The sequence below is a fragment of the Mesotoga sp. UBA5557 genome, assembly GCF_002425715.1.
Classification (GTDB): domain Bacteria; phylum Thermotogota; class Thermotogae; order Petrotogales; family Kosmotogaceae; genus Mesotoga.
In genome coordinates this window covers 1-7551 of record NZ_DIMV01000006.1, presented here as the reverse complement: position 1 = coordinate 7551, position 7551 = coordinate 1, and the positions used below count along the sequence as shown (strand labels likewise).

Below are 7551 nucleotides of genomic sequence, written 5' to 3'. Positions count from 1 at the left end.
ATTAAGCATGGCTTGAAGTTTCCTTCTTCGCCTTCTTGGCACACCCGTACCCCCGATCCAGGGTTAGACCCGGGATGAGAGCGATAGGTTATTTTGTGCGTCTGAAGAGCACGCACCCGAACGTCCCTACATCCGTTCGAAGTGAATTTGCTGGCACTACGAACCGTATTTCAAACTTGTCGAGCTGGACATAGCGTTGTACGGAGTGATGTTTGCCGCATTCAATACTGTTTGCGCTCTCTCTTCAAGATACTTGATCCGTCTTTTCGATAATATGAGACTCAGGAAGGTGCTGACACTTCTGGGAGTGTTCATGGCAGGCGCCTATCTTTTTTCCATCGTTCTTGTTGGAAAAGGATCGATAGCCTTCTTGTTCCTGGGCCAGATCGTCAGGGCACTGTACCCACCGATTATGAGGTTCTATGTGAACAGCAATGTAGGAGATGCTTTCAGGGCAACTGTTATCTCAATCGTAAGTCTAAGTGCGAGTCTTTCTTTCGCGATTGTCTCACCTGCCATCGGCGTTGGTTTGGATAGGGGTGGTGCCATTCCCGTCTATTTGGTGATGTGTTCGGTTACACTCGTCGGAAGTCTCGCACTCTGGAAGGTAAGAAATCTTCAGAAAAAGAAGAAAGCAGATCGCGAAGCCGTCGGGAAAGAACTGGAAGACATTGTCTTAGAGCAATGAACGATCTAAGCCATGTTTCTTTCTCAACAAAAGAACCCTCACATCTGTGGGGGTTCTTCTATTTTGAAACTTCGCTATTTTCGAATTCTTCCGTCAAGCTTCGCGCTGATAGGACTGTTGTTCTGCATATACTCCTTGACTATCTTCTGTACGTCGAGGCCAGTGTCTTTGTATGTTAGGCCCGCAAAGAGATCTTTGTAACCGGGAGCAAATAGCCCCTGGTAATTCGTTGTGGCGACCAAATACGTTGCTTCGGGATTCAGTAAATCGAAGCTGTCCGGGCATTCCAGATCTGCCTGGACTTCAATGGCCGTTGCCTTTCCATCGCTTATCGTGAAACGAACTCCCGAGACCTGTGAGAAGAATCCGGTACCGCTCTGACTAACAGAATGATTGAGGATTTTCTCGAGTGTTTCTCCCTTCACCTCATAGACGTAGATTATGTTGACGTAGGGAAGGGCGTTCTTGAGGTCCTCGTAAACAGTCGACCCTGGAGCGATAGAAGCTCTAAAACTACTCGAAGTGGAGAGAGCAACATTTGCTCCCGATTTCTCCCTGATAACATCCATCACAAAATTGCCGAGCACCGATTCTCCCGTGTTGACATTTGCTGCAGATAGTTCCGTTTCGACGTCCCCGATCCATTCGAAAAGGTGAGAGAACTCAGGGTCGCTTTCCAGCTCGTTATGAAGTTTTTCTACCTTTTCCGCAATTATTGGATCCTCCGGCCTGGAGTCATCCATGGGTATTAGCGACCCCGAGATGGATTTCTGACCGTCGGCTCCAAAGTAAACCACTACTTCCGCCACATATGTCCCATACTGGTAAGGCGAAATGAAGTAAGTCTCAGTTCCCTCGATCTTTGTAAGAGGGATCTTGAGATGGCTGTGTGTACCGAAAATCAGGTCTATTCCTTCGATCTCTCTTGCCAATTTCAGCGTTTCCTCGTACTCCGCATGTCCGATGAAGACGATAAGATCGACTCCCTCTGCCTCCATTTCTTCGACGATCTCGCTCGCAGTTGTCATGAAATCTCCGAAAATGGCTCCTTCGAGGGGCCTTGCGGCGGGTTTGACAAGACTATCAAAATCGGAGCCTGCCAGAGCGAAGACACCGATTCTCTTTCCCTCGACTTCAAAAATCAAGTACCTCTTCCCGAAGTACTCGAATACAGGTACTCCGCCCGCATCCAGAACGTTTGCGCCAAGAATCGGATAAGTAACATTTCTCCATACTTCCCGGAAGTCTTCCGGACCGTATTCCGAATCGTGATTACCGTAAGCCATGGCATCGAAGATGTTGTTGAACCACGGCATTTCTATGGCGTGGAATTTGTCGGACCACGCCGGTGTCCCGAGGTTTATCATGTCTCCGCCGCCAAAGACCAGAGTGTCTTCGTCACCAGTCTTGTCTTTCAGAAAAGCGATTATCTTGGCGATTCCCCCGAACCCGTGTCGCCCTTCAGAATAGAAGGGAATTGCGTGGGAATGATAATCGGTTACTAGATATATCTTGATGGTAGTTGAAAACGAAAGGATTGAAAGAAGCAGAACGACCAGAACAAAGAATTTAGCTTTCTTCACTGCCAACACCTCCTCGTGGTATTCAACCAAATTCTAACACTGCCAGCACCAATCAAATTCCTTTGAATGGATGTGTTGCCTTAAAGAATAGGTGTCGAAGAGCATCACCGGAGGCAGCATCACTTCTGTTCTTGCTCTTACCAACCTATCAGCAGCCACGGTCTAAGCAGCGGCCTCTTGTGCTTGGAAGGCTATTATGGGCTTTTTGAAAAGACTGGCGAGCAGGGCGTGTACCGAGGCCACAGGGATGAAGAAGATGAAAGAGAGAAGCATACTGATCTCGTACCAGAGACTGCTACCTTTAACGGGTCTACCTTTGATCCTATTTGAGAGGGCTCCCCAGGCTATGCCGAAGCTGTTGCCCATCATTATCGTTCTAACTGCGCCCAATATGCCCTTGGCCTTGGATTCCCCATAACTCTGGATGAGACTCTTCCATGAGTGCTCAGATGGTTTGCCGGAAGAAGTTGCATACCCCCTGGCGAAGAGAATGGCAGGAGCTTCATCTTGTGGAAGTTCTTCAACTTCGGTGACGAAAAGCATCTGGATATCTTCTTCTTTGATTCCCTCTTTTTCGGCAACTTTGTTGTGGAAGACCGAACAAACTTCGCATCCATTTATTTCGGTAACGGTGAGCATAACCTTTTCGATTAGCTCTGTACTCAGCTCTCCGTTCCGCTTTGATCGTGACATGTGGCCCACCGTTCTGATGCCGTTGAAGAGAATCCAATATGACTCTTTCAATGAAAAGAAGCGCTTATAAAACTCTTGAGTCAATTCTTCCTCCAGGAAAATCCCGATAAAACTCGAGAATATGTAATTTAAAATCATTCTATTTTAGCACTTCTCGGTAGTGCGGAGTTGATCGAGGAAATCAGACCGGCTTTCGAGATCATCTCTTGCTGTTAATTCTCACGAAATACTCTATGCTTCTGTCCCAGGTCTTCTCCTGTTCATCTGTGAAGTAGCATGCAGGCAGCTCTCCGTTCTTTCGGTGATAAGCTATGCACTCGCAGCACTTGCCCTTTCTGGGACAGCCGGAATAAGTGCAGTTGCATTTCTCGAGATTTCTGTCGACTTCACACTCCAAAATCAGCACCTCCCTTTTTTCAGTTCATTTCCGATTGTATCAGATTCGTCTGTATCGACTGAGCCAACATGTCTGGCAGTCGTAAAGGTCTTTCTTCATTAATGTCTTTTTAATCACGGATGTTCTAGGATCTGAGTACAAATACAAGGGGGTGACGATTATGAGAAAAGCCATACTGATTGTCCTATTTGTTTCACTGTTCTTCGGTCTGGCCCTGGCAAATAATGGCAAGGGCCCCGGCGACGGCATTCCCGATGGACAGGAACCCGGGGCAGGGTTTGGATCTCCGGTAACAGGAAAGGGAGAAGGTCCCGGAGCCGGTAAAGTTGATTCGGGAGGCAGCACATCGTTGCAACTGGAAAACCTGGAGGAAGAAGCGGAAAGTTCAGAGCCTTTGCTTGTTCGCTTGATGAATAGATTGCTCATGAAGATCCAGAACGCTTTCAAGAATATCTTTGGAGTTGGAGAGTCCGTCTCCGAATGAGAGTACCACACTTGTACCCCTGTTTACCCCTAGTCCAGCCGCCGCTACTTTAATACCGGGTAAGCGGCGGCCTTTTCTCAGATGGGAGTTCAAGAGGATTAGTTTTGTTGCTGGATAGAGAGACATGCAAAGTCGAAGAAAGTTTGTATTGCTCGACCATAGGGAGTATAGACTAACATAAGTCAATGAGATTCCCGGCAAATTGCTAATCTAGAAGTCTAGATGAGAAGACGGAGTGTAGTAAACCTATACATCAGTTTTTAATCACTCTTTAATGAGTAAAACAATAAGATCTAATCACTTGAGCAAAACGGAGGGATGATGGTGAAACGACTAACCGCAATTGTGCTTTTCTTTCTCCTTGCTTTTGGAATTGCTCTTTCAATCAACGGCAGTGGACCGGGAGACGGGATTCCAGATGGCCCTGACGACGATGCGGGTTACGGTGCTCCTAACGACTCCTGCAATGGAAACGGCCCGGGTTACGGAAAGCTTGACTCAAATGAGGACGAGATAGTCTTTGCGGAGCTCTCTTAATTGGGTCTTCTTGAAGATTGGTCTTGAAAGGGACCGGCTCATTACGGTCCCTTTCGCTTTGAGTAAGGGATCTTCCCGGGTCGATTCTTACCCCGTAGGAATTCATCCACTACATCAACTTCACCCGCTGGCGCTATTAGAGCTACGTTTCTAAGCAAACTCTAAGGTTTAACTAAGGAGTCTCTAAGAATGCGCCCGTAGACTGAGAATGTACTAAAAAACATATGGAGGTGTAGAAGGATGAAGAAAGTAGTTTTAATTACGATAGCGGTTCTTTTGATCGGTGGAATGACACTTGCAGTAGGTTACGGGACGAGAGCAATGCAGCGACTACAGGACACAGCTGCCTGTGAGAACTTCGTAGATGCAGACGGCGATGGAGTCAACGACAACTGCTCGAACGACGGCGTAAGAGTTATGACCAACCTCAAGGCTGAAGACGGAACAGGTTTCAGACATGGAGCGACAGGCGCAAAGGGTCCCGGACTCGGCAGAGGATTCGGAAAAGCAAGATAACCTTAACCCCTTCAATCAAGTAGGGCCCATTTGGGCCCTTTTTTAATGACGGGCATTGGAAAAGACCTCATGTGAGTCTACGACCATAGTCAAATAAGTCAGCGATGCCCTGCACAACTCTTCTCCCTCCAGATGCACTCGAATTCCGTTTTCGCTAACATTGAGACATGACTCTCCAGAAGAGCGAAACAACACCTAAAATGTATATAATTCTTCTACAATGTCTAAAGTGTTGTTTCTAACAGCCTGAATGAATCGGTTTCTATCAATGTTGTCAACAAACCGCTAGTGAAGAATCTCTGGTGGAGGAGGAGGAAAGTGGCATGATAATCAGAACTCAGGATGCGGACTACAAATCCTTTACGCGGAACAGGCTAACGATATTCGAACACAGGAGAAAACCGTTACTTGATCAGCTTGAGAGAATCAAGAATGAAATCGACAAACTGAGACCTGAGGAAGAGACCAGGAAACTTCGGGGAGCGGGTGGGGTACCAGCCGCAAAGCAGGAAGAAAAACCGCTAATTAGCAAGATGGAAACCTACAGCGAAAGAAGATGTAGGGAACTTGAAGCCAAGCAGCAAGAGGTGGAGGAGAAACTTGAGGCTCTCGACATCGAAGCGGAGGATATTGAACTGAAAGCTCTTGCTGAAGAGACAGAATATCTGGATAAGAAGAAGGCTGAGTATCTCGAAGCTCTGGAGAAGGCCAAGAAGAAGTTCGAAGCCGATTGGTATTTGACCAATATAGAACTCAAGTATTCGGAGGAAGATTACATTCACAAATTGCTGAAACGACTGGAATCACTGGGAGAAAGACAGAAAGAAATCAACGATCTCAGGACCTATCGAGAAAGGAAGAACAGACAGGGGGCAGTCGGCGGAAGGTTGGTTGGCGCCCCCAAAGATCAGAAGAACGATTCAAGGAGAGCAGCAGCAGATTCAACTACCGAAAAGGGGCCGCTCACTCCTCAGGATGAGGACCAGTCAACGATAATGAGAAGAAGGGGCGGCGGAAGAATTGAGCGCGACGATAAATAGATATTTTTTCTGTCGCCAGTGAAAGCATAAGAAGTTGTTCTTGTCGATTTACAAGCAGGTTGGGTTTTATCACAGAACATAATAATAGTGTAACAAAATACTTTATTTTCTTTATTCTGTTTGTCTTATGGGTGATTTGTGACGAAGCGCGCTGGAGTGAATCCACTTAAGTGCACTTTTTTGATTACCGGAACGGTTAGTGAAAGCAAGGAGAACAGCAGGGGTTACTAGATGTGGAAGATTCCAGAAGGTGAATGAGAGAAGCGAAATTCATTTCTTGAGTCCAGTGTCATGTGCTCTCTTCTGACGGCGGGTTCATAGTCTTCACTCTGACTATCTTGTGCAGTCGCGATCAGAGAGAGGTTTTCTTTGCTGTCAATAGCTTTGCTATCATGAAAGCCGATTATGAAAACAAGACGACAGACTGACAGTATTGCTTATCATAGCCGCGGTGCTTTCCTCCAAACAACGCCTTAAAGCTGATCTTCAGATCGGCTCCTGTTTGGCCCCGAGAAACTATATGGGCTGAGAACTATCTCTGGTTTATCTGTCGAACATCGGCTTGTCGAGACTTCCATCTTTGCTGTATCCATACTCTTCCCAGTAACCCCTGTACTTGTCGTTGCCCGACAGCTCTATCTCTTCGACCCATCGCGCCCACTTGTAGCCCCACTTGTCTTCGGCAACCACTATGAACGGGAAACCCTGGGCCGGAGGTAGTTCGATTCCGTTCAGTTTGTCGGCCAGAATGATGTTTCTCTCTCTTATGTAGTCGAGAGTGAGGCTTGTCGTATAGCCATCAGTTGACTTGAAGATCACATTAGTTACCCTGTCGTCGGGCTCTGCTCTGTCAATCATTTCCACAAGCGGAATACCTTCCCAGAGCATCTTTGCTGTCCACCCCTCGACACAGTGAAGTATAACCAGCTTCTGAATGTGCTGAAGATCCTGCAACTCCGAATAAGTAAGAATGTACGGATTTTCTGCGAGACCTCCAATCTTTAGGAAGTATTCTTCTATATTCACGTACTGCACGCCCTTTATCGAGTTCTCTCTGAAAGCACCGAGATCGTCGAGTTTGATCCCCTGATACTCCGTGACAACTACTTCTTGTGGAGAAGAGCCATTTGCAACATTGGCAACTCCTAACACGATAATGACCAATGAGATAATACCTATTAGAATGAGAACGGGTATCTTCAAGAAAAGCCTCTCCTTTTTATTTAGTATCGTTCTAATTAGATGACTTCTAAGGACTATTGGTTCAGAAGAAGATGTTATTCCAGTCAGATCGTTATCAGGAGCACCAATTGGTCTGGAAAGAATATCTTCGAAAGGAGAGAAAAAAGAGGCAGTCACTAACAATCTCTTGGTAAGGATTTAGAAGCTCTTGAATTATAACCTTCATCAAAGAAAGAAGATCCTCGCTCTGGAACCAAGAATAGGTTTTTTCTCTAACACCGTCAACGGATAACCAGTCAATATCGCTCTTCCTGCGACTTACCTCCAACCTCTATTCTCCCCTTCTCAGCTCCCCTTAGACCCCCTTAAAGGGTTCTGGTGAGTAGCCCAGGGGGATTTCACCCCCAGGCTCTCTCAGAACCGGACTTGAA

9 protein-coding genes are annotated in these 7551 nt (G+C 46.6%); 5 read left to right on the top strand and 4 right to left on the bottom strand.

What is annotated here, in order from left to right:
- The first annotated feature begins 196 nt into the window (after window positions 1–196).
- On the top strand, window positions 197–688 hold the full coding sequence (locus B3157_RS00635) for an MFS transporter (RefSeq protein ID WP_292588030.1): 492 nt from the start codon (window positions 197–199) through the stop codon (window positions 686–688).
- Between the two features lie 74 nt (window positions 689–762).
- Here B3157_RS00635 and B3157_RS00630 read toward each other — a convergent pair whose 3' ends face one another.
- The 3 genes from B3157_RS00630 to B3157_RS00620 all read right to left on the bottom strand — a co-directional run bounded on the left by B3157_RS00630 (window position 763) and on the right by B3157_RS00620 (window position 3361).
- Entirely contained in the window at window positions 763–2271 is a 1509-nt protein-coding gene (locus tag B3157_RS00630) for a bifunctional metallophosphatase/5'-nucleotidase (protein WP_292588029.1), read from the bottom strand.
- Window positions 2272–2433: 162 nt separating this feature from the next.
- Window positions 2434–2964: a carboxymuconolactone decarboxylase family protein gene (locus tag B3157_RS00625; protein ID WP_292588027.1), complete on the bottom strand. Its 531-nt coding sequence runs from the start codon at window positions 2962–2964 to the stop codon at window positions 2434–2436.
- Between the two features lie 199 nt (window positions 2965–3163).
- Window positions 3164–3361, bottom strand: a complete 198-nt coding sequence (locus tag B3157_RS00620; protein ID WP_349680347.1) for a DUF6485 family protein — start codon at window positions 3359–3361, stop codon at window positions 3164–3166.
- 160 nt (window positions 3362–3521) lie between these two features.
- Here B3157_RS00620 and B3157_RS00615 point away from each other — a divergent pair, with 160 nt between their 5' ends.
- From B3157_RS00615 to B3157_RS00600, 4 genes are all read left to right on the top strand, one after another.
- Window positions 3522–3845: a hypothetical protein gene (locus B3157_RS00615; protein WP_214060670.1), complete on the top strand. Its 324-nt coding sequence runs from the start codon at window positions 3522–3524 to the stop codon at window positions 3843–3845.
- A gap of 324 nt (window positions 3846–4169) precedes the next feature.
- Window positions 4170–4382 carry a hypothetical protein gene (locus B3157_RS00610; protein WP_099831032.1) on the top strand — a complete coding sequence of 71 codons (213 nt, stop codon included), beginning with the start codon at window positions 4170–4172 and terminating at the stop codon, window positions 4380–4382.
- Between the two features lie 240 nt (window positions 4383–4622).
- Window positions 4623–4898: a hypothetical protein gene (locus tag B3157_RS00605; RefSeq protein WP_214060382.1), complete on the top strand. Its 276-nt coding sequence runs from the start codon at window positions 4623–4625 to the stop codon at window positions 4896–4898.
- Window positions 4899–5221: 323 nt separating this feature from the next.
- Window positions 5222–5938, top strand: a complete 717-nt coding sequence (locus tag B3157_RS00600; protein ID WP_292588017.1) for a hypothetical protein — start codon at window positions 5222–5224, stop codon at window positions 5936–5938.
- 543 nt (window positions 5939–6481) lie between these two features.
- Here the strand turns inward: B3157_RS00600 and B3157_RS00595 are convergent.
- Window positions 6482–7297 carry a molybdopterin-dependent oxidoreductase gene (locus B3157_RS00595; RefSeq protein ID WP_292588014.1) on the bottom strand — a complete coding sequence of 272 codons (816 nt, stop codon included), beginning with the start codon at window positions 7295–7297 and terminating at the stop codon, window positions 6482–6484.
- Window positions 7298–7551: the final 254 nt, after the last annotated feature.

Coding starts and splice junctions, on each gene's coding strand:
- B3157_RS00605 (WP_214060382.1), top strand. CDS start 4,623: ATGAAGAAAGTAGTTTTAATTACGATAGCGGTTCTTTTGATCGGTGGA.
- B3157_RS00625 (WP_292588027.1), bottom strand. CDS start 2,964: ATGTCACGATCAAAGCGGAACGGAGAGCTGAGTACAGAGCTAATCGAA.
- B3157_RS00600 (WP_292588017.1), top strand. CDS start 5,222: ATGATAATCAGAACTCAGGATGCGGACTACAAATCCTTTACGCGGAAC.
- B3157_RS00615 (WP_214060670.1), top strand. CDS start 3,522: ATGAGAAAAGCCATACTGATTGTCCTATTTGTTTCACTGTTCTTCGGT.